The following is a 22,730-nucleotide window of genomic DNA, read 5'->3' as shown; positions in this document are numbered from 1 at the left end:
ATAAAGTAGAAAACATGCTACTAAAATTGTGAAAACTGCAATTTAGTAGCATAAAATCGCAAAAAAGCCGGGTTAAACCGGCTTTTGGCTAGAAAAGGAGATGCCCTCCCCATACGCGGATCATGACTACTAAGCTGCATAGCTGCAAGTAGTCAAAGACGTCGGTGCGGGGCATGACAAGTGCGCGGAATGTATGAGTGCGCGTAGCAAGTGCGCGGAATGTGCGGAAACGCGCGGGCTACTTGAACCTTAAGAACTTGTAAAGCATTTTCGCAGAGGAAACAGGCGTTTGCAAGAAGGCGCGCTTTTTGCAGCCGTGCTTTGCGAAGTTCTGGAGAACCTTGTAGAGTTCTGTCTGTTCGTCCTTGTTGACGTTCAAGAGGAAACGGCGGAATTTGTATTCAAAGTCGTGCATGCGACCAAAGTAATCGTAGCAGCGCTTTTCGTACGTTTTGAGGAATTCCTTGCTTAAGTTACCGCATTCGAAGCCCTCATGGACGGTCTGGGCGCAGAACCGTCCGGCGCGCATGGCGGCCGCGATGCCGCCTCCTGTAAGCGGGTTCGTGTGATGGGCGGCGTCGCCAACGAGGGCAAAGCGGTCCAGCGTGTAATCTTTCAGAACGCTCGAGACGGGAATGACGCCTCCGACAACGTGATTGATTTGCGCTCCCGGGAAGAGCTTGTAGAGCCATTCCATCGTGATGTCCAAGACGTTTGAACCGTGATTGTTCGAAATCAAAAATCCGGCGCCGAAGTTCGTGACGTTGGATTTGACCTTCGGGAAACTCCAGATGTAGCCGTCGTTGATAAAGTCATGACCTTGCCAGAATGTGAGGTAGTCCGGCTTGGTGAGGATTCCTTGCACCTGGATATCGACACCGGTGCAGGTGAATGCAGGCTTCTGGAGGCAATCAAGACCGACTTGGCGTCCGATGCGGCTTTCCACACCGTCTGCGGCAATGACCATCTTGGCGCGGACTTCTCCGGTCGTTTCGCCGGCGCCTTCGCCGAGCTTCACGCGTACGAGGCGGGTTCCGCTTTCGACATCTCCGACAAATTCTGCACGGGCGCGGGTGACGACTTCTACACCGTCATTTGCGGCGAGGTGGGCGAGCCACGGGTCGAACTTTTCGCGGTTGAGCATGATGCCCGTGCCCTTTTGCGCGAGGTCGATGTTCACGCCGTTCGGGCCGTAAATATAAAGTCCGTTGATAATCGTTTCGATACAGTCTTCGTCAATCGGGCCGTAGGTCTGCAAGTCCGAAAGCTTGGTACTCGCTTCGCCGCAGCGCACAGGGTAGCCAATCTTCTCGCGCTTTTCGAGAAGGAGAACCTTGTGGCCTGCACGGGAAAGATTTCTGGCGGCTACGCTTCCGCCGGGACCTGCGCCAATGACGACGACATCATATTCGTTATTACAGAACATCGTTCAACTCCTGGATTTTGAGGGCGCCTGCGGGGCATGCTCTTGTGCAGAGACCGCACTTGATGCATTTTTCCTGATCGATTTGCAAATCTAGACCATACATGTCTAGCGCCATTTTGGGGCACACGCCGACGCAGCCGGCGCATTCCAGGCAAACACCTCTATCGTGAACGAGAACTTTCATAAGCGTGAATATATAAAAAAAGATTGAGGTCGGTTGCTTATTATTAGTAGTTATTGGTTACTTGTTGCTTAAAAAGAAAACCCCGACTTATTGGTCGGGGCTTGAAATGAAAGAGCTTTTTTTGACGATTGCGCGAGCTCGCTATTAGCGAAGTTCTTCGAGAGCCTTTGTGCTCTTAGCGATGATGTCCTGCTGTGTAGCGAGCTTGGTGCGTTCGGCGTTCACGACAGCTTCCGGAGCGCCATTGACGAACTTTGGTACTTTCGCTTCGCTCAAGTACCAAATGCTGGGCTCGGTCATGTGCAAATAAATTTGCCCGCGACTCTCGCCCTACGCATTTGTCATTGGAGAGCTACTTTAGTTCTTTCAATGCCGCTTCGTTTTTGGCGATGATATCCTGCTGAGTAGCCAACTTTACACGTTCAGCATTGACAACGGCCTCCGGTGCTCCTGAGACAAACTTTTGGTTAGAAAGTTTTTTCTCGATAGAAGCGGCGAATGCCTTGGCTTTTTCGATTTCCTTTTCGAGGCGTGCGATTTCTGCAGCCGGGTCAAGGATACCTTCGAGCGGGATGTAGAGTTCGCCACCCGGCACCACGGAGCTTGCGCTGAACTTCGGCTTAGCGGCCTTCACGGCTACAGAGAACGATTCAAGTCCACCGAGTTCGGTGATGATGGCCTGGCAGTCCTTCACGCTTGCTTCGGTTTCGGCGGTATCGACGCTCACAACAGCCTTGAGCTTGGTAGCCGGGCTTACGTTGTAGCGACCGCGCACGCCACGCACGCTTTCCACGACAGCGAATGCCTGGTTGAATGCGGCTTCGATCTTGGCGTCGATGAGGCTTGTGTCAGCCTTCGGCCATGCGCTGTTGATCACGCGTTCAGAACCCGGGAAGAGCGTTGCGTTCAGTTCTTCCGTGATGAACGGCATCACCGGATGCAACAGGTCAATCACGCCGCGGAGCACGTGGCTGAGGATGGCCATAGCGTTCTTCTTTTCGGCGGTGAGCGTTTCGCTGTTGATCACGGCCTTCTTGATTTCCAAGTAGCTGGAGCAGACATCGTCCCAGACAAAGCGGTAGAGGAAGCCGGCGAGTTCAGCAAAGTGGAACTCTTCGAGCATCTTCGTTGCGTCCTGGATGGTGGAGTTCAAGCGAGAGAGAATCCAGCGGTCTTCGAGTGCGAAGATCGAAGAATCCATCGGGAGCATGTCCTTGGAAAGTGCGCCAGCCTGTTCCAAGTGCGGGAACAAGAAGCGGCAAGCGTTCCAGAGCTTGTTCGAGAAATTACGACCAATTTCGAACTTTTCGCTCGTGTTGATGACAGAACCATCTTCCTGCTTTTCCTTCTTCACCGGGAGACGAACGTCCTGGTTGTCGGTGCAGAGGCTTGCCATCACGAAGCGGAGAGCGTCCGTGCCGTACTTCTTTTCGATATCCATCGGGTCCACGCCATTGCCCTTGGACTTGCTCATGGTCATGCCATTGCCGTCCAAAATCTTCGGGTGGATGTACACCGTGTGGAACGGAACCGTGCCCATGTTCTCCTGGCTGAAGAGCACCATGCGGGCGACCCAGAGCGTAATGATGTCGCGGCTCGTCACAAGCACGGAAGTCGGGTAGTACTTCTTGAGCGTGTCCGTCTGTTCCGGCCAGCCCATCGTGGAGTGCGGCCAGAGACCACTGGAGAACCACGTGTCGAGCACGTCTTCTTCCTGCACAATCTTGTGACCGGCAACTGCATCTTCCTTCAAGTTTTCTTCTTCGGAGCAGATGAGCCAGATGCCGTTCTGTGCCTTGTAATAGTAAATGTCGTTACGGCCTGCGAATGCCTTGTTCAAATCCTCTTCGGTCGTCGTTTCGTCGGCGTGCCAAATAGGAATGCGGTGGCCCCACCAGAGCTGACGGCTGATGCACCAGTCGCGCTTTTCCTTGAGCCAGTCGAGGTACTTGTTGGCATAACGTTCCGGAATAATCTTGATTTCGCCGCTCGTGACAGCCTTCATCGCGTTGTCGGCGAGGACGTCCATCTTCACGAACCACTGGTCGCTCAAGTACGGTTCAATCACAGTCTTGGAACGGTCGGAGTGACCCACCTGCATTTCGTGGTCTTCGACCTTGATGAGGAGGCCCAAGTCTTCGAGACCCTTCACCACGGCGTCACGTGCAGCCTGGCCCTTCATCCCCTGGAACGGACCGGCGTTTTCGTTGAGGCTGCCGTCGTCGTTCATGATGTTGATCATCGGGAGCTTGTGGCGGAGGCCCGTAGCGTAGTCGTTCGGGTCATGAGCCGGAGTCACTTTTACGGAACCCGTACCGAATTCCATATCGACGAGGATTGCGTCTGCAATCACCGGAATTTCGCGGTTCACGAACGGAACCTTGAGCATCTTGCCGATAAACTGCTTGTAGCGTTCGTCGTTCGGGTGCACAGCGAGAGCCGTATCGCCCATAATCGTTTCCGGACGCGTGGTCGAAACCGGGATGAATCCCGAACCGTCTGCCAACGGATACTTGAACGTCCAGAAATGACCCTTCACAGTTTCGTAATAAATTTCATCGTCTGCCACAGCCGTCTGGAGCTTGGTGTCCCAGTTCACGAGACGCTTGCCGCGGTAGATAAGACCCTTCTTGAAAAGGTTGAAGAATGCGTGGCGGACAGCCTTTGCGCAAACCGGGTCGAGCGTGAAGCGCTGACGGCTCCAGTCGCAGCTGACGCCGAGGCTCTTGAGCTGCTTCGTGATGCGGGCTTCGTATTCGTCCTTCCACTTCCAAATGCGTTCCACGAGGGCGTCGCGGCCAATGTCGTGGCGTGTCTTGTGTTCGTCCTGGAAAAGTCTCTTTTCGACGACAGCCTGCGTGGCAATGCCGGCGTGGTCCGTGCCCGGAATCCAGAGCGTGTCGCGACCAGTCTTACGGCGATAGCGGACGAGAATGTCCTGCAGCGTGTCGTTCAGAGCGTGGCCGAGGTGCAGAGCACCCGTAACGTTCGGAGGCGGAATGACGACGGAGAACGGTTCGCCCTTTCCGCTCGGGGCAAAATCATTATTCTTGTTCCATTGGTCGTGCCAACGGTCTTCTACAATTTTCGGATTATAACGAGTTTCCATTTCCATAATGCGCCAAATTTAGTAAAAGGCGAGCGCCGCGACAATCGTGCTTGCACGAATTGTCATGACCGAGCCGTACTAAATCGCCCGAAGGGCGCCAATTTAGTAAAATAGACGAGAGACTAAAGACGAGAGACGAGAGAATTGCAATTGAAAAAGCAATTAAAAAGGGTAGGAGGGGGAACGCCTTCCCCTCGCTTCAGCCGAATGTCATTCCCGGCTTGACCGGGAATCTCCTTTCGGCTTCCGCTACCCCTTCGAGCGGGACGCTCAATCGCCGCGCCCCGCAACGCCCCGGGCTAAAAAAGCTGCTGCAAAAATGCAACAGCTCTAAAAGTTAATTTGCTTGAATTACTCCGCCAGATAATTATTCCGCCCAGACGATGCGGCCTTCCTTGCGGGGGTGTGCTGCGGGCTGTTCGCAGTCGGCATAACCCAAAGCGCAGTGAGCTATACCAACCCATTCGTCAGCGTTCAGGCCCAGTGACTTGAGAATTTCCTTGCCCTCGTCGCTTTCGACTTCTTCTTTGGCGCGGTGAATCCAGATGCTGCCGAGCCCGAGGCTGTAAGCGGCGTTCATGAGATTCCCCATGGCGAGCGAACCATCGTACAGGTAGGTCGGAATTTCTTTTTTCGCAAGGACGAGAAGAATTACAGGTGCTCCGTAGAACGGGTCGAAACCCTCGTCCCAACCGCCAATCTTGCGGTTCATTTCGGAGATGCGGTCGCGCAGTCCTTTGTTCGTGATGGCGACCACGGTAGCGGCCTGCTTGCCCATGCCGCTTGCGGCGTAGATGCCCGCTTCGGCGACTTGTGCAATGAGCTCCTTGCTCACGGCGTCAGATTTGAATTTGCGGATGCTCCTACGTGAAAGTAAGGATTTGATTGTTTCGTTCATAAGACCTCTATTGTATTTTGTCTCTTGGTAATCTACAAAAAATATAGGAAAAAGTGAAAAAAAATGACATGTTTTTTTTAACAAAAAGCTTGAGCTGACTGCAAAAAAGTGTGATAAATCATACCTATACGGAGTATGTATTGATGTGGTACGATTCTAGTAATTTTAAAATAGTGTCACTGAATCGTTGCCGTTTACGGCGGTGTGATTTTTTTGAGGCTTAACTGCTTATGCCCGCAAAAATTTATAAATTAAAGAAACTATATGAACGCCATTTCAGAATTTCAGAATTTCAGATTTATGTTGGTTCTTTGGATTCTCAGCTTAATACCGAATTGGTTAATGAGAATGAATTCAAGAAAATGGTGATTATACCCACAACAAGGGATATACAACAGAGACTAGTCTTAGGGAAATAGTAATAGGAATCAACGAAGAAGAACTTGTCCAGTTTGTCATGGAACTTCGTGCTGAAATCGAATTCAAAAATGCCCCGCTCATTGGCGGGGCGCTTTAGCATTAGTCTTTCTTAAATCTTTATCCTAATCTTCTTCTGCTTGTAGATGGATTGTCCGCCGTTGCAAATGTAGGCGACTGTGCAGACGATGAAGAATGCGGGGAGGCAATTGAATCCGAAGATTTCGCCGGCGATGAGGATGGGGGCCCAGAGCGTGTTGCTAGCGCTTGCAAACACAGCTGCAAAGCCGAGTGCTGCGGCGAGGGCGGCTGGCATTCCGAACATGCTTGCGATGAAGATTCCGAAGGTTGCGCCGATGGCGAAAAGCGGGGTAACGACACCGCCGATAAATCCGGCGGAGAGCGTGAGGATTGTGAGTGCGAATTTCAGAATCCAGTCATACCCGGCAATCCCGGCGGCATTCCCCGTAGCATTCCCTAAATCGGCGGCGGTTCCAACAGCATTCGCGGCATCACCGGCAGCATTCGCAGAAGCAAAACACATATCCAACAAGTTTGTTCCAAGTCCTGCATAACGGCCCTGGAAAAATACGAGCAGCAAAGCGCTTATTCCAACGCCCATAATGGCGATTCGCTTGATGTTGTTCGGGAACTTCTTAGCAAAAAAGTTTTGCGAGAGTCCGAGGAGCTTTGCAAATCCGCCACCGACAACTCCGAAGAGCACGCCCATCAGCGCAAGCTTCACGAGGAACTTGCCGTCGAGTGCGCCTTCGTTCGTGAAGATGCTTGCCGAAAATCCGCTCGCATCGAGAAGCGAACTCAAGTCCACGCTGAACTTGTGGAATCCGAGCATGCTCGATACTTTGCAGGCGGTGAATGCGGCTGCCGCGGCGGGGAGCAATGCGCCAAGCTCCAAGTGCCCTACGAGCAGAACTTCCAAAGCAAATGCGGTAGCTGCCATCGGGGCTTGGAAAATTCCTGCAAAGCCTGCGGCAAGCCCTGTCACGAGCATAATGTGTGCTGCGTTTTCGAACGGCAACTTCTTACTTATGTTGTACGAGAGTGCGGAGCCGATTTGCATGGCGGCACCTTCGCGGCCTGCGCTTCCGCCGAAGAGTTGCGTAAGCCAAGTGCTCACAGCGGCCATCGGGATAGAGACGAGCGGAAAGTCAGATTCCTTGTTGAGTCCTACGGCGAAGACCTGGTCCATGCCGCGTTCCGTCCAGCGTCCCCATTTCTTATAAGCGAACACGATTGCGGCACCGCCGATGGCGAGGGCGGGGATAAAGTACAATGGGTTTGCATCGCGGATGGCAGAAAGTCTGTCGCTGATGTCGCCGAAGCATGCGGTGAGCGCGCCGATGACTGCACCGAGAACAATTCCGAGCAGCACGAATGTCGGTGTCGCAAGCCACTTGAGTAACTTTTCCTTAACGCGGGCTTTTGCCATCTTCATCATCTGTTCTTTCATCTCGGGGCTGAACTGATTGAACTGTTGGCTCGCCTTGCTGAAGTCGCTGAAATTCATGTAAAATCCTGTTTTTGTTAAAAATTTTTCACGACAAAAATAGTAAAACGGAACGCCTTGTTCCGCTTTTTTGCGTGTTGTCAAATGCTCAATCCTTTTACAACGTGAAATTAAAAAAAGAGGCTTTTGCAACGCGGCTAAATATATACTTAACTCAAGGATTGGATTGGTGTGGCGCTCAAAATGTATCGCTCAATTCTAAGGGATCAGACATGAAAAAAAACTTTTCTGGTGTAGCGTTATTTGGGATTAGTTTTGGTTTGGTTTTATCCGCATGCGGTGATTCGACTCCTTCGGATTTTGGCATGGCGGCTCCGGGAATTGGTGAAATTAGCTCCGATTCCAATGACGGTCAATTGGGCGGTTGGTCCAGTTCGTCTTTTGCTTCGGGACTTTCTTCAGCTGGCATTCCGGGAGGTTCCTCCGCGGGTGTTCCGGGAATGTCGTCTCCTGTTGCGCAGTCATCTTCTTCTGCATTAGGTATTCTCTCTTCTAGTGCGCAGGTTCCGCCGGCTTCGAGCGCCGCTACTGTTATTCCGCATTTCGAAGGGAATAGCCCGGTGTTCTTCTCGGAAGTTTCTCCGACAAATGCAAATCTCAAGGACAATGACGGTAACGATCCGGGATGGGTTGAATTTTACAACTCGTCCGATGCTCCCGTCAATTTGAATGGGTATGCGCTTACGGATGATTTGTCTAATCCGCGTCGTTGGGTCTTTGGCAATGCGACTGTTCCTGCCAAAAGTTTCATGATCGTTTTCCTTTCGGGCAAGAATTATCCTGACTATGTCTTGCCTTCTGATTCGCTTAATATGATGAGCTCGGATTGCAGTTCTGAATCTGCATCGGGTGGCATGGGCGGCTTTAACTTTGGCGATTTCGGTGGCGGAATGGGCAACTGGGGTGGCGGCGGCTGGGGCGGCAACATGGGCGGTATGGGTGGCAATACCGGTGCTGCTTCATCTGGCAACAATGTCGAAAATTTGCAAGGTAAGTCTTCGCTCTGCTTTAGCGAAAATGGCTCTGTCCAGATTGGGTCTGTGATGAAGGTTGCCCAAGGGGGGGATTACTCCCGTGTGGTTGTCAAGACCAATAATGCGTCTAGCCTTAGCAAGGTCAACCAGCTTGTTGTCCGTGGCTTTATCACCAAAAATCACAAAATCCGTGTGAACTTTAAGGAAGGTGATTCGCTTAGCAATTGGAGCGGCAAGAATCTCCGCGGTACAGGTGATTTGTCATCGGTGTTCTATGTTCGCCTCGATGATAATGCGAAGGACCTCAAGCGCAATAATGTGACTGCAACGACTTTTGCAACTGAAACTCAGGGAAGTGAATCGACGACCATTCAGATTACGTCGTACATTGCTCGCAATCGCGGCCATGAACCGCACGCTTCGTTCAAGGTGGACAAGGATGGCGGTGCTTTGTACTTTGTAAATGCCGAAGGCGCTTTGCTGGATTCTGTTCGTTTTGGGGCTGTTCCGACGACCGCTTCTTGGTCTCGTGATGGTGCCGGCAAGTGGGGCTTTGCAACTCCGTCGCCTTATGGCAATACGGCAGGCGAGGTCTTTGCAGAACAAGTTCAAGTTGCCGAAGTGAACATTCCACCTTCTGGTTTCTACACGTCTGCGGTGACGGCGACATTCCCGGCAGGTACTCGTTGCGAACAGGGAGGTGCTGAACCGACTACAAATTCTCCGGTAGTGCAGACTACGGTGACGATTAGCGCTACGACGGTTTTGCGTTGCCGTGCGTATGTCGGTGGCTCTTATCCGAGTGAAGAAATTATCCGTACTTACGTTTTCGAAAAGCAGCCCACGCTTGCCGCACTCTTTGTGACTACGGATCCGCTTTCGATGTTCAGCCCCGATTCCGGCCTTTACATGACGGGTAATAATGCATCGATGATGGACCCGAAGAAGGGCGCAAACTTCTGGAGCAACCGAGAACTCCCGGTTTATGTGGAAATGTTTGAACCTGGCAAGCCGCAGGCTCCGGCATTTGGCGTGATGGGCGACTACAAAATTTCTGGCCAGTACAGCCGCGCAAAAGAAAAGAAGTCCTTTGCGGTGACGCTGCGCGAAGAGTATGGCGAAAAGCGCCTGAAATACACGCTGTTCCCGGATTATCCGGAACTCAAGAAGTTCAAGGCCTTCTCGCTCAGAAACTTTGGTAATAATTCCGGCGACGATTACGTGCGCGACCGTGTGGGTACTTCGATGACGGAAGGCTTGGGCGTTGATTACCAGCGTGGCCGTTATGTTATCGTGTATTACAATGGCAAGTATTACGGTATCCACGATTTGCGCGAACGCAATAACGAATACTATTATGAAACCAAGTACGGCTATGACCCGAACGATATTGACCTTCTTGCAACAACATCTAGCGGTACAGATGAAGCGAGTGTTGGTTCTTCTGCGGATTACAAATCTATGCTGGATTGGTTGCAGAACAACGATTTGAAATCGGATGCAAACTACAAGAAGATTGCTGACCAGGTTGATGTCGACAACTACATGAATTACATGCAGGCTGAAATGTTCTTGAACAATAGCGACTGGCCGCACAACAATATGAAGAAGTGGCGTGTCGCAAGTCAGAAGACAAAGTGGAAATGGTTCATGTACGATACGGACTTTGGCTTCGGCGTGTCTTACAATACCCAGACCGGAAACGTGTTCAGCTATGTGACGAATGCTAGCGGCACAAGTGGCATGGGTATGGGAATGGGCTTCGGCATGGGAGGCATGGGCGGTGGCCAACAGCAGGTGACGAACGGCTCTATTTCTCCGCACACGATTCTCATGATTCGTTTGCTCAGTAACGAGGGCTTCAAGAATGCGTTTATCAACCGCTTTAGCGTGCTCCTTTCGATGAACTTCTCGGCGGATAGGCTCCTCAAGCGCATCAACGATTTGCAGTCGCAGGTGGAACCTGAAGTGGCTCGCGATCAGGAATTCTGGGGCTATAATGCATCTAGCATGAGCAACGCTTTGGAAACGATAAAGAGCTTTGCCCAGACGCGTCAGGCGAAAGTCCGTGAACAGATGGAATCGTACTTTACGCTTTCTTCTCCGGTTGAAATGACGTTTACGGCGCAGGGCTCTGGCACGATTCTCGTGGATGGCCTTGCTCTGGATAAGTCTTCGATGACGGTCTCGCTTTACAGGGATGTGCCGGTCACGCTTACGGCTCAGGCAAATTCTGGCAGCACGTTCACGGGCTGGAGCGATGGCGTCACGGATATGACCCGCAAGGTGAACCCGGGTGAAGTCACGTCGGTTACCGCCGTGTTCAGGTAGTTTCACTCAACTGAAATCCATAATAAAACAGCTAAACGGGAAACCGTTTAGCTGTTTTTGTTTGCAATAGCGTGCGTAGTTTAGTCCGCGCATTCGCGCATCTCGTCTGCGCGTTTGACTTGCACAGACTGCGCAACTTGCGATTTTAGCCCAGCATTTCTGTGGTGCTGAGAGTCTTGAAGTTCTTTTCTTCCAAGACCTTGAGCGCCTTTTCGGTATCGCTAAAGCGAAGAATCATGACGTTCGTTGCCGTCGAGCATTCGGACGGGTAGGCGTACATGTAGTCAATCTGCAAGTCGCCGAGAACGTCGAGAAGGTCTGCAAGACCGCCAACCTTGTCTGCAACAGGGCATGCGACAACGTCGGTAACGGTTGCGCTGAGACCAGCCTTGGCAAGGACATTGACAGCCTTTTCAGAATCGTTCACGATCAGGCGGATAAGGCCGAATTCGCCGGAATCGGCGAGCGTGAGCGAGAGGAGGTTGATGCCTGCATCAGCGAGCGAGCGGCAAACAGCCTGGAGACGGCCCGGGCGGTTTGAAACGAAAACTGAAACCTGTGGAATTTTCATTTTTTTTCTCCTTCTTAAATCTTCTTTCTGTTGTCGATGACGCGCTTGGCTTTGCCTTCGCTACGCGGCAGAGAATCCGGTTCGCAGAGCGTGACAATCACGGAGATGCCAAGGATCTGTTCGATGGAGTGCTTGAACTTCTTGGAGAGCTGTTCCATATCGCTCATGGAGTCGCTCACCATGTCGCGAGAAACTTCGACCTTGACTTCGAGCGTATCCATGTTGTTCTTGGTATCGAGCACAATCTGGTAATGCGGCAAAGCCTTTTCTGCGCGGAGGAGAGCCGTTTCGATCTGGCTCGGGAACACGTTCACGCCACGCATGATGATCATGTCGTCGCTGCGGCGGCCGATGCGGCGGATACGGCGGATGGTACGGCCGCACTTGCACTTGGTCTTTTCAATAGCAGTGATGTCGCGGGTGCGGTAGCGGAGGATCGGCATAGCGCGCTTGCTGAGCGTACTGATGACGAGTTCGCCTTCTTCGCCGTCCGGAAGTGGTTCGAGCGTTTCCGGGTCCACGATTTCGGGGTAGAAGTGGTCTTCGAAAATGTGGATGCCGTCGCGGCATTCGCATTCGCAACCCACGCCCGGGCCGACAATTTCAGAAAGTCCGTAAATGTCGTAAGCCTTGATGCCCGTCTTTTCTTCGATGTAGTCGCGCATGCCATCGCTCCACGGTTCTGCACCGAAGATGCCGCGCTTCACGTTCAACTTGGAAATGTCGACGCCCATCTTTTCGGCAACGTCGATAATGCGGACAAAGTAGCTCGGGGTGCCACCGACTGCGGTCACGCCGAAGTCCTTCATGAGCATCACCTGGCGTTCGGTATTGCCACCGCTAATCGGCACGACTGTGGCGCCGAGGGCTTCGAAACCGCCGTGAATGCCGAGACCGCCCGTAAAGAGGCCGTAGCCGTAGAAGTTCTGCACAATGTCCGTGCTGCGGAAACCGCAGGCGAGGAGGCCGCGCTTCACGACCTGGGCCCAGACTTCCATGTCTTCCTTGGTGTAACCGACGACAATCGGCTTACCGGTAGTGCCGGAGCTTGCATGCAGACGCACGACTTCGCTCATGTCGACAGCGAAGAGACCGTACGGATAAGTGTCGCGCAAGTCCTTCTTCATGGAGAACGGGATCTTCACGATGTCCTTCAAAGACTTGATGTCATCGGGCGTAACACCCTTTTCGACCATGCGGTCGTGGAACAGCGGGACCTTCTCGTAGGCGAGCTTCACGGTTGCACGCAAACGCTGCAACTGCAATTCGCGCAATTTTTCTTCGGGCATAAAATCAAGCGCCATTTCGGGCAAGATCTTGTTTTCTTCGTCGTTCCAGGCTGTAGATCGCATAGTATCCTTCAATAGAGGGTTAGGTTAAAATTTTCGCCTTAAATATATATAATGCGCTTGCGTTGCGTTTAATTTAGGTGCGTTTCTTTTTCTTTGCGAAATTGCCCGGCTTGCCTTTATCCATATATATGGAACTCTATAGCCCATAGCGTAACGCTTTCAAAAAGTGTAAAAATCGGGACGATATAACCCTTATTCTATCATTACGGTTTATTCGTCGGCCGTTTGGGCTTTTTTAAAAAAGTCGTGTGGGCGGGGGAGTGTAATTTTTGTATTTTTGGGCAGAAATTAAAATAAACTGCTTTATAGGTAGGTCTATTCTGCGTTCCCGTTCGCTTTTATTTGTTCTTGCTTTGGTCGGTATGTCGAATGCCCAATTGTTGGACATGTCGCAGATTTCCGACAAGTATATGGTTGAGAATAAGATCAACAAGATTCGTGTCGAGGGTACCCATCACATGGACGAACGTTCGGTTCTCGGACGTATCGGTATCCGTACGGGGCAAAGCTATTCCCCGACCTCGCTTTCTGAAAAAGTCCAAAACTCTGTGAGTTCGCTTTATGCTTCGGGTCTTTTTGACGATGTGACCGCTTGGGTGGATTACGTTGGCGATGATGATTCTTATGTAGACCTGGTGTTCAAAGTGAAGGAACTCCCGGCACTTGATACCGCTATTTTGGATGGTTGCGACGAAGTCTCCGAAGATGACCTCCGTTTGAAAATCCACATGATTACAGGTCAGGTTTATAGCAAGGCGCAGTTGGAACGCACGCGCCAGGCTATGCTCGACCATTACCGCTCCGAAGGGTTCCTCCTTGCCGAAGTGGGCTACCGCGAAGAACCGGTGGACGAATACCAGAACAAGGTGACCTTTGTGATTCGCGAAGGCTCCAAGGTTCGCATTCGTGGCTTTGACGTCAAGGGCAATGATCACGTGCCGGTCGAAGAAATCACGGACCACATGCTTTCGAAAGAAAACCAGTGGTGGGGTGGCGGTGAATTCAAGGAAAACGTTTTTGAAGCCGACCGCGATACCGTGCTGAACGTCTTCCGCCATTTCGGTTTCTTGGATGCCGAACTTAATGACTATCACGCCGAATACCTGCCGGATTCGACCTGCCTGTTCTATCTTGGACGCATGGTGCCGGTTGGAGAAAAGTTGGCTCCGCTTTACACGCAGTTGAACGAGGCTATGTCCGACTCGACGAACCCGCTTTACAAGATTGCGGGCAAGCCAACGATGGAAGTGACTCACTATTATAGGAACATGCGCAAGGCGGGCGACAAGTATCCGCTTGCAAGACGCAAGCCGCAAGTCAAGGATGAAGAAGGCGCTTGGAAACTCCTGAACGACATTATCCGCTACGAAAGTGCCCGCAAGGAATGGATTGACCTGGTGGCAGACCGCAAGTGGAATAATCCGAAGATTGATTCCCTCCTCAAAATCAAGAAGCGCTCCGCTTACGAAAGCAAGCTCCTTGTGCGTTACATGATTGAGGACATGATTCCGGCACTCTACAAGTACGATAACATCAAGACTTCTAGCGATATTATCGTTCACATCGACGTGACCGAAGGTCGCCGTTACTACATGGGCGGGCTCCACTTTACGGGTAACGAAGTCCAGAGCGATGTCATGCTCGGCTATGTGTTCCGCCTCGATAGCGGTGCCGTGTTTGACCAGTATGTCTACGAAGCATCCCGTAAGGCTTTGCTTGATTCTTACCGCGAAGACGGTTACCTCTTTGCCCAGTTCGATGAAGAAAGAACGTTCGAAAACGATTCTACCGTGAACCTCACGTTTAAGATGAATGAAGGCTTGCCGGCTCAGATCCACAAGGTGCATGTGCGGGGCAATACCAAGACGAACGAAAAGGTGATCCGCCGCGAAGTGCGTCTGTACCCGGGCGATACTTACCGCCAGTCCGCTTTGGAACGTAGCTTCCGCGACATTATGCAGCTCAATTACTTCGACATGGTCGTGCCCGATATCAAGGTCGTGGGCGAACAGGAAGTGGACCTCGACTTTGCCGTGCAAGAAAAGCAGGCGGGTACGGGTCAGTTCAGCTTGGGCGTTTCTTACAGCGAAAGCGATGGCTTTGTCGGTACGGCAAGCATCTCCATCCCGAACTGCTGTATGGGCGATGGCCAGCAGGCTGCCTTGAACCTCGAATACGGTGCTGACAAGAAGAGTGCGACGATTAGCTTTACGGAACCGTGGTTCCTCGACAAGCCGATTACGGTGGGTGCAAGCCTCAGCTACTCCTGGTGGAACATGGAAGATTCCTACGAACATGACATTACCCGTTATGGTGGTAGCATCTTTGCCGGTAAGCGCCTCAAGTGGCCGGACGACTACTTCTACGGTCAGATCGGTTATAGCTGGCTCATGAACGATCAGGGCCCGAACATCGACAATAGCTATGTGGTTTACACGGGTATTGAATCGGCATTCAACTTCCGCATCCAGCGTGACGACAAGAACTTGCCGCAGTTCCCGACGGAAGGTTCCCGCTATGTGCTCGACGTGCAGTGGGCAAACGCCGCCTTTGGTAGTGACTTCGAATTCGTGAAGGCTGACCTCTCCATCAAGTGGTGGTTCCCGCTCTTCCGCGACCGTCTCTCGATTGCCCTTACAAACGAATACGGCGTGATTTTCGGTGACAAGTTGCAGCACCGCACTCTGTATAGAATGGGTGGTGTGCTTGGCTATGATGGTATGCTCCGTGGTTACGGCTCTGGCTCTATCGGTTACAGCCGCTTGGGTCGCAGCTACCAGTATGTTGGTGCCGAACTCCAGCTTGCCCTTGTGCCGCAGACATTCTACCTCTTGCCGTTCTTCTTTGACGCTGGTAACGTGTTTGGTCCGCGCATTGATCTGGATGCACGTATTGAAAAGCCGTCGAAGAACCCGCTTACCGAATGGGATCCGACAACGCTCAAGAAGGATATCGGCTTTGGTTTCCGCGTGGTTGTCCCGATGCTTGGTATTATCGGTTTCGACTTTGCATGGCCGCTTGATCCGGGTGAAGACTACTATGGTAGATCGTACACCAGTGTCGGCGATATGGAATTCAACTTTGTCATTGGTCAGGCATTCTAGCCTGAGTGGAGGAGCTCTATGATTCGCAAGTTGATCGTTTTACTTTCGGTAGTCTTTGCATGCGCTAGCTTTGCCGAAGATGGTCTTCGCATTGCTCATGTGGATTCAAAGATTATCTTTGACGGATTCAAGGGCACCAAGAAGGCTCAGGAAGAATACGACCGCCAGGTGGCTAAGTGGGAACAGCAGGCGAACCTCTTGCAGAAGGAACTTGCCGCTATCAAGGAAAAGCTCGATAAGCAAGTCCTGATGCTCTCGGACGAAAAGAAGCGCGAACTTGAAGCCGAGTACAACAAGAAGGATACGGAACTCAAATCGTTCATCGACCGCGTCTATGGCCGTAACGGTGAGCTCATCACTGAAAATGAAAAGGTGAGTGCCCCGATTATCCAGCTTATCCGCAAGGCAGTAAACGAAATTGCTTTGCAGGAAGGCTATGACATGGTCATTGACCGTGCTACCGGTGCCGTTCTCTTCTGGAAGAAGGAAAACGACCTTACGAACAAGGTGCTGAATTATCTGAATAATAGATAGTTACTGGAAGCGTCATCCTGAACGAAAGCATGATGCACCGTCATCCTGAGCGGAGCGTAGCGAAGTCGAAGGATCCAGTTAAATCTTGAAAAAGAACATCCCGCAGTTTAGAGCGCTGCGGGATTTTTTTATTGCTTCATGTAATCGCGGATGGCGTCCACGAATTGCTGCCCGAATTTTCGAATTTTCATTTCACCAAAGCCAAATACGTCTTGCAGTTCGTTGATGGATGTGGGCGCCTTGTAGGCGAGATCTCTTAGCGTGCGGTCGGAGAGCACGACGTAGGCCGGCCAGTTGTTTTCATCAGCGATTTGCCTGCGGACTTTTCGCAGAGCTTCAAAAAGGGAATTGTCTTCCGCGTCGTCGGCTGTGTGCGTAAATGTAGTGCGTGAATTGCCGCCGCGATTGAATGTTGCGCGCCCACTTCTCGGTTTTGCGTCTTCTTTGGCTTCTACTTTTGCAGCGATGGCTAGTTCTGCCGTTTTCTTCCCGAAGAGGACTTCGTTACCGCTTTCGGTTATTTTAAGGTGGTTATTCTCGTTGTAGGCAATTTCGATGTAACCGAGTTGCAGCATTTGCAAAAGGTAGTCGTGCCAATGCTTGAGCGTTGTTTTGCTGCCGGCACCGAACGTTTTGAGTTTGTCGTAACCCTTCTGGACGATTTCGTCGCTGAGCGTTCCCTTGAGTATGTCGGCGGTCATTGAAAAGCCTATGTGCTCGCCTGTGCGCTTTATGGCTGAGAGTGCTTTTTGCACGAGAATTGTGCCGTTAAAACGCTGTGGTGGGTGTTTGCAGATGTCGCAATTCCCGCAGTTGCTGCTGTTGTTTTCGCCGAAGTAGTTGAGCAAAATGCGACGACGGCAAACCTGCGATTCGGCATATTCCTGCATGCGGTCGAGCTTCTCGGAGTTGATATCTCGTTGGCCGCTTTCGATTACAAATTTGCGGAGCGTGATGATGTCCTGGAAATTGTAGAACAGCACCGTCTCGGAGGTGAGGCCGTCACGGCCTGCGCGCCCGATTTCTTGGTAAAAACTCTCTATGCTTTTGGGGAGATTGTAATGGATGACGTAACGGACGTTGCTTTTGTCGATGCCCATGCCGAATGCGATTGTCGCGCACACGACATCGATATTGTCGTTGATGAAATCCTCTTGCACGTTGTTGCGTTCTTCGGCGGTAAGCCCCGCATGGTATGCCTTTGCGTAAACGCCTGCGTTGATGAGTTCGTCGGCAACTTTTTCGGTGCTCTTGCGCGAAAGGCAATAGATGATTCCCGATTCGTGCTTGTGCTTTGAAATGATGGACAATATCGCCTTCAGCTTTTCGGGAGTGGAAAAACCGCGCCGCACATCGAGACTCAGATTCGGGCGGTCGAACGAACTCACGAAAAGTCTAAAGTCTCGCAAGTTCAGCTGGCGGACGATATCTTCTTTTGTGAGCTTGTCTGCCGTTGCCGTCAGTGCCATGATTGTTGCGCTTGGGAATGCTTGGTGCAGCATGCCGAGCTGCGTGTATTCCGGGCGGAAATCGTGCCCCCATTGCGAAATGCAATGCGCTTCGTCGATAGCGAACAGCGAAATGTTCAAGTGCTGTTGCAACCACGGAATTTCCCGCTGCAAGCGCTCCGGCGAGATGTAGAGAATCTTGGTTTGGCCCGCTTTGCAGCGCTCTCGGATGGCCGCGTTTTCGCCTTCTTCGTTGTTGCTGTTGAGCGCATCTGCCCCGATGCCGTTTGCATTCAGCGCGTCCACCTGGTCTTTCATCAGTGAAATCAACGGCGAAATAACGACAGTAATTCCATCGAAAATCAATGCAGGAATCTGGTAGCAAATGGACTTTCCGCCACCAGTGGGCATCAGCACGAGCGCATCTTTTCGCGATACGACGTGCTCGATGATTTCCTGTTGCATGGGTCGGAATGCATCGTAGCCAAAAACAGATTTTAAAATTTCGTGAGCGGTGGGCATAGCGGGTGTGTTGTTTGTACAGTACGGAAAAGCGTGTGTATATTTTAAAAGGATGTAATTTGTATATGGAATTATCCTAGGGTTTCTTCATTATGATTTATCGTATATTTGATTCTTTTTTGTTGTAAAGTTTCATCTTCTCCAACAAGTGCTGAAATTGTGTAGATGTTTACATTTTTCTTTCCAGTAACATTACAACCCCAATCACTGATTTTCATTTTTTTCCCTTTGTATTCTACATATGAGCCGTCTAATAGTGTAGCTTCTGAATTGTTATTTTCAGTTGTAATGTATAATTTATCGCCGATATGAAGTAATCCGTATTCGATAAGTTTGTTTAATTTAGGAAGTGCGTTCTCTTTTAGGTCTGAAATAAGCTTTAAATTTGGATTGTAGTTGGACATTGGCAAACATTTATCGACTAATGTATCAATTATGTTTTTACTTCTATTTTGAATTTTTTTGTATGTATTAAATCCAGTATAGGCGTTTATTTGTATAGCATCGTTTTGTCGTGAAGAATTTTCATCTTTGTACCATAAACGAAGGTTTCCGATTTTGTTTAATACTATTTTGGTAAATTGATCGTACTCCATTCCTGGAATAACTACTCCTGGTTCGAAGTCATGTCCTTTTTTTAAGACTAGTTTATCATTGGCGTCGCGATAATATTTAAATTCAGATTTCGGAGCTGGTGTTTGAACCAATAGGTGATCTAAGCTGAATGTCTGTCCGTAATTATGAAGTAGGGTGTATGCCTTGTCATAGGAAATTTTGACTTTACCTTTTTTGTCGATGCTTGTGGATTCGTATAGAGCTAGAAGAGCTACGGCTATTTTCTTGTTTTGTTCATATGCATCCATGTTTGCTAAATTGGATTTTATTCTATCTGTAGTGACTGCTTTAGAAATCATTTCATTTGCAATTACATTAATCACAATGTCTTTATTTACGCTTGAACGAATGTATATGTCATTCATTATTGTTGAAAACATTGTGATTGCATCCTTGCTATCTCGGTCGCTAATTGTAAGGAATTCAAACATGAATTTTACCGTTTCACGGATGATACTCACTAAATTGTCTTTTGATATTTTTTTTGATGCATATTCTTCTATGCAACGGAGAAATAGTGGCTTTGGATGCTTGTAGTTGATTTGGTTGAATATTGTATAATAAAATCGAAATTCATTGTTTTTTACGAGCTCATTCGCTTTGTTCACGTCCCCAAGCATGTTGTAGAACTTGACTTTTTTGTACATGTCGTCAAGAATTGCTTTGAGAGCTTCTGTAATGCTGTTTTTCTTGAAATATACTTGTATTTCATTCCGACTTAGCGACTTGAAATTATCAACATTAATATTTTGTCGATAGAATGAAATGTACGCTTTAATGTAGTTGTACATATAGTCGTACAATTGGTCATTTGTTTCGATAATCAGTTTACCCCATAGATCTAAATAGTAATCATAGGATGCTTCGTCTAGTTCCGAGAATATATATGTTTTTATTTTATCAATCTCGTCTAGGGGCTTTCCTTTACTGTTTATGGATTCAAATATTGAAAAAGCCTTGCTTATGCTGCAGGTTGAATCAATAGCTATAATCTGTACGAAGTTTAGTAGAAAATCTGCGAAATTCAGAAGGTCGTTATTTTTTCCCTTGGGAAATTCTTTTTCAACGTAGTTGTAAATAGTTCTAAAATTCTCTATTACACGTTTTTCAAAATTATTATTTGTTTTATATTGGTTACAAAAGTCTAGTATTTTATTTGGTTTTTCAAAACACGTGTTGTAAAGATCCTCAAAGCTTTTCTTTTCGATGCTGTTTAACGAAACCGCTCTATTTTGTTTATCGTAAGATCGATCTATATATTTCCAAAGAGCCGCTTTGATGTTGAGAAATGTTTGTTCGGTTTCTGAAATATTGTACTGGACTGCAAGCGAATATATTGATAATAAAAGCAACGATATGGTTGTTAATCTCTGTTGCCCATCAATGATTTCATACTTTTGAATTAGTCCTTTTAATTTTTCATTTTTATCGTGTATGTAGATGCTTCCTATAAAGTAGCCTTCTTCACGATCTGATTCGGGTTGCTTATAAGCTTTGAAAATATCGTCCAAAATTACATTGATTTGTGTAGATTCCCAGGAATATGGACGTTGGTACACAGGTACGGAATACATGTGTTTGAATGTGTCTCCAATAGTCCATAAATTAGGTTCCAATGGTTTTCTTGCCATGATTTTTATCCTTTGCAATCAATGATTTTTTGTATAGATAGTGAAGATTTTTTTGTAAAAAAATATATTAAAAAATGATTTAGCTATTTAGACAAATACACTTCCTTCAACACTCTTAACGCTTCGCTCTTACTAATCATTCCTAGCACCTGTTCGTCAAGCGGTTCGTTTTGCATGGAATTCAAAAACTGTTCAATATGGCGCTTGATTTTTTCAGGCAACGAAACTTTTAAGTCTGGTGGAATCAACTGCAATAATCGGAAAACATCGTTCTTATGTTTCTTGAAATCTTTGTCATTAACCAGTTTTCCTGCTTCCTTTTCTGTTTCCAAATTAATTCGTGCATACATTTTAAAAACGATTAGGTATTCCGCTTTGAGAATGCGAATTCCGTTCATTTTTTCGCATCCATTTTTCAGTAAACTGTAATAGTCATCGTCCAACACGATTGCTGAAAGGCTGGATATATCGTCTTCAACGTGCACGGGGGTTATTCCTTTGGGGATTGTCAGCGGATATGCACTTCTTGAAAAGAATTCGATCTGCGAGGGGTATCCTGCATGTGGTTCGGTAAACCTGTAAAAATGCGGGTTTTCGTCACCTTTCCAGCCGCATTTGTATCCGCCTTCTTTGACAAAGTTCCAAAATTCTTTCGCAAATTCGGTGAAATTGTCTGCATCAACAATCAGGATTGCGTCAATGTCTTTTGTAGTGCGAAATGGCAAGCCTTCTGTTTCCATAACGACGGAACAAGCTGTGCCGCCGATAACTGCATAGCCGTCGTTGAATTTTTCAAATTTTTCTCTAAATTTTTCTATTCCGTTTACCATTTTGTTTTTTCCATCATTTCGTCTAGACAAGCCTGAATTCTTTCGTCTTTTGAATCCTTCATTGATAAGTAAAGTGAAAGTGGATCCACGCATCCATTTTTTGTGAACTGCGTTGGATTGTATTTCCATATTTGCACGTTCGTCAATGTTTCAGGTGCAAGCCACCGTGCGTCTTTTGTATAGTCCACAATGTTTGGGGAAATCTCTTTTTTTGCATTTGCACAGGTTTCTATTTTTGGTGAGCCGAGCATTGTCATTGAAGAAAGTGCGGTCTCTCCTGCGATTGGAAAATTGGCTTTTAAATCGGTCTTTTTTACAATGATATTTTTTTGCACAGGACTTATTAGGTAGGACATGGCTTTTTGTATAAGATCCTTCCCGTTTAACGCGCAAGTCATCAAGACACTTCTGCCGTGTTCTTCCTGTTTTATTAAACCGTATGAAGCAAGCTCTTTGCCACTTCTTGAAACTGCCATGACATTGAGTCCGCAATCTTGTGCCGCCTGCGTGCGTGATACATATGCATCCTTGACTTTATAAAGCATGTATAAAAAGAGCAATTGCGTTTGGGGACTCATTTTTTCTTTTTGTATGGAGTACTCGGAACTCGATTTCCGTCGCTGTTGCATGGCGATGCCGAGAAAGGGTAAAAATACGATGGTTGGATTAGCTAAAAATGGAATACGGTTTTCAATGAGTGCTTTTTGTTGGATCGCAGTGGTGTTTTCGAAAAAGAAGGCTGTTGGTTGTGAAAAAGCCTGTTTGTATTTCTCGATTTGTTTGGACAACGCTTCTGCGGAGAACGTCTCGCCATTATTCGGAACGATGGCGGTAAAGTTCATGCCACAAATATTTACATCAAAAAAATCACGGTTTGAGGTCAGATACATGGGGAGTTCCTTCGGTTTTTGAGCTTGTTTGACTTCACTGTCGAAACCGAAATATTCAAAGATTCCTTTGATTGAGTCAATGACTTTCTGTATGGAAAAAGACATAATCTGCTCCTTTATAACATTTATATAGTAATATAACTTTTTAAAATGTTAATAACTAATAAAAATGTTATAATTAGTGAATTTTGTCTAATTTTGCAAAATTTATGTTGATATATTGTTTAAAAATAATTGTTTTCTTATCCCAGTTTATAAAGTCCTTCATTGAATTCTTCTTTATTAATATATGTTTCTTTAATGTCATAAAATGACTTTTTGTGAATGGATCGCGAAAAGAAGATTCCCGACCAATTCGGAAAAGAC

The 22,730-nt window shown here is 48.5% G+C and carries 15 protein-coding genes; 3 read left to right on the top strand and 12 right to left on the bottom strand.

From position 1 onward, the window contains the following. Nucleotides 1–238 precede the first annotated feature (238 nt). The 6 genes from BUC30_RS12540 to BUC30_RS12510 form a co-directional block, all read right to left on the bottom strand. The gene (locus BUC30_RS12540) at nt 239–1,426 is read right to left on the bottom strand and encodes an NAD(P)/FAD-dependent oxidoreductase (protein ID WP_073425176.1); all 1,188 of its coding nucleotides are present in this window, start codon (nt 1,424–1,426) and stop codon (nt 239–241) included. After that, a complete protein-coding gene (locus tag BUC30_RS12535) occupies nt 1,416–1,610 on the bottom strand; it encodes a 4Fe-4S dicluster domain-containing protein (protein ID WP_073425175.1) in 195 nt (64 codons plus the stop codon). The genes BUC30_RS12540 and BUC30_RS12535 overlap by 11 nt, the downstream gene beginning before the upstream one ends. Before the next feature lie 144 nt (nt 1,611–1,754). After that, nucleotides 1,755–1,910, bottom strand: a complete 156-nt coding sequence (locus tag BUC30_RS15915) for a hypothetical protein (RefSeq protein ID WP_139260846.1) — start codon at nt 1,908–1,910, stop codon at nt 1,755–1,757. Between the two features lie 52 nt (nt 1,911–1,962). Then, nucleotides 1,963–4,725 (bottom strand): valine--tRNA ligase, encoded by a 2,763-nt coding sequence (locus tag BUC30_RS12525; protein ID WP_073425173.1) that lies wholly within the window; start codon nt 4,723–4,725, stop codon nt 1,963–1,965. Nucleotides 4,726–5,086: 361 nt separating this feature from the next. Then, complete coding sequence (locus BUC30_RS12520; protein WP_073425172.1) at nt 5,087–5,617, bottom strand: nitroreductase; 531 nt, start codon at nt 5,615–5,617, stop codon at nt 5,087–5,089. 529 nt (nt 5,618–6,146) lie between these two features. Continuing rightward, nucleotides 6,147–7,562, bottom strand: a complete 1,416-nt coding sequence (locus BUC30_RS12510) for a chloride channel protein (protein ID WP_083555850.1) — start codon at nt 7,560–7,562, stop codon at nt 6,147–6,149. 212 nt (nt 7,563–7,774) lie between these two features. Here BUC30_RS12510 and BUC30_RS12505 point away from each other — a divergent pair, with 212 nt between their 5' ends. Continuing rightward, the gene (locus BUC30_RS12505) at nt 7,775–10,867 is read left to right on the top strand and encodes a CotH kinase family protein (protein ID WP_244536635.1); all 3,093 of its coding nucleotides are present in this window, start codon (nt 7,775–7,777) and stop codon (nt 10,865–10,867) included. A 145-nt stretch (nt 10,868–11,012) separates the two neighbouring features. Here BUC30_RS12505 and BUC30_RS12500 read toward each other — a convergent pair whose 3' ends face one another. Beyond that, nucleotides 11,013–11,438 (bottom strand): ACT domain-containing protein, encoded by a 426-nt coding sequence (locus BUC30_RS12500; protein ID WP_015732209.1) that lies wholly within the window; start codon nt 11,436–11,438, stop codon nt 11,013–11,015. 14 nt (nt 11,439–11,452) lie between these two features. Further along, complete coding sequence (locus BUC30_RS12495; RefSeq protein ID WP_073425169.1) at nt 11,453–12,790, bottom strand: phenylacetate--CoA ligase family protein; 1,338 nt, start codon at nt 12,788–12,790, stop codon at nt 11,453–11,455. 362 nt (nt 12,791–13,152) lie between these two features. On the opposite strand from BUC30_RS12495, the gene BUC30_RS12490 reads away from it, so the two are divergent. Beyond that, on the top strand, nt 13,153–15,894 hold the full coding sequence (locus BUC30_RS12490; RefSeq protein ID WP_244536634.1) for a BamA/OMP85 family outer membrane protein: 2,742 nt from the start codon (nt 13,153–13,155) through the stop codon (nt 15,892–15,894). Nucleotides 15,895–15,912: 18 nt separating this feature from the next. Then, nucleotides 15,913–16,428: an OmpH/Skp family outer membrane protein gene (locus BUC30_RS12485; protein ID WP_073425165.1), complete on the top strand. Its 516-nt coding sequence runs from the start codon at nt 15,913–15,915 to the stop codon at nt 16,426–16,428. A gap of 128 nt (nt 16,429–16,556) precedes the next feature. On the opposite strand, the gene recQ is transcribed toward BUC30_RS12485, so the two are convergent. From recQ to BUC30_RS12465, 4 genes are all read right to left on the bottom strand, one after another. After that, complete coding sequence (gene recQ / locus BUC30_RS12480) at nt 16,557–18,398, bottom strand: DNA helicase RecQ (RefSeq protein WP_073425164.1); 1,842 nt, start codon at nt 18,396–18,398, stop codon at nt 16,557–16,559. A 71-nt stretch (nt 18,399–18,469) separates the two neighbouring features. Beyond that, entirely contained in the window at nt 18,470–20,644 is a 2,175-nt protein-coding gene (locus BUC30_RS12475) for a DUF262 domain-containing protein (protein WP_083555836.1), read from the bottom strand. 83 nt (nt 20,645–20,727) lie between these two features. Then, on the bottom strand, nt 20,728–21,474 hold the full coding sequence (locus BUC30_RS12470) for a nucleotidyl transferase AbiEii/AbiGii toxin family protein (protein WP_073425162.1): 747 nt from the start codon (nt 21,472–21,474) through the stop codon (nt 20,728–20,730). Beyond that, nucleotides 21,468–22,469, bottom strand: a complete 1,002-nt coding sequence (locus BUC30_RS12465; RefSeq protein ID WP_073425161.1) for a hypothetical protein — start codon at nt 22,467–22,469, stop codon at nt 21,468–21,470. The genes BUC30_RS12470 and BUC30_RS12465 overlap by 7 nt, the downstream gene beginning before the upstream one ends. Nucleotides 22,470–22,730: the final 261 nt, after the last annotated feature.

This window comes from Fibrobacter sp. UWB7 (assembly GCF_900142945.1).
Classification (GTDB): Bacteria; Fibrobacterota; Fibrobacteria; order Fibrobacterales; family Fibrobacteraceae; genus Fibrobacter.
The sequence above is the reverse complement of the archived record's forward strand: the minus strand, read 5'-3'. Positions and strand labels throughout refer to the sequence as shown.